Below are 677 nucleotides of genomic sequence, written 5' to 3' on the forward strand. Positions count from 1 at the left end.
AGCGAGAACTGGAGATAAGAGAGGAACGGCTGATACAGGAGCGCGAACATGCGTTATCCCTGGAACGGGAGCGTCAGCCGGAAATACAGGAACGCACGCTGGATGGTCCTTCGCTGGGATGGTGAAACCATGAAAAATGGCAGCTTCAGTGGATTAGGAGGGGTTAATGTGGCCTGTACCATCTGGTTGCATAGGTATTCATGCGGTTAAAATTTATCAGGCGCGATCGCGGCAGTTTTTCGGGTGGTTTGTTGCCATTTTTATCTGTCTGCTGCCGTGATCGCACCAAACGCGTTTCAGTGGTGCGGGCAATAAGATATTACGTTAAATTGTGAGAGAATGGTCCCCATATACTGACTTTATCATACGGATAGGGTTGGTAGTGGGTCGATTGGGTTTCGGCATTGTTTCCGTTAATGCCAATTGCATTTTTGTATTTGATGCAACAGAAGGCGTGAGATTCTCCTGAGCCTGGAAAGTCTAAGTGTTTAGAATTGATGGCAAAATATCTTCCGTCCGATTCTTGAAGTAGTTGTTGTTTGGCTGTCTCCCAAAGGGTGCTGTTACAAACTTCTTGAATTTGTAGTTGTTGCAGGACTCTTATTACTGCGTTGTCATGTTCCAATTCTTTAGGGGAGTGTATTATTCTCTCTTTTAATAAGCTGTTTACCACAGGA

1 protein-coding gene is annotated in these 677 nt (G+C 45.2%); it reads right to left on the reverse strand.

Features of this window, described 5'->3' with window-relative positions; translation table 11 throughout:
• Positions 1–319: 319 nt before the first annotated feature.
• Positions 320–677: hypothetical protein (locus ACUU1M_RS20485; RefSeq protein ID WP_449144790.1), on the reverse strand; the 358-nt coding region annotated here is incomplete at its 5' end.

The organism is Shigella sp. SIG6 (genome assembly GCF_053555815.1).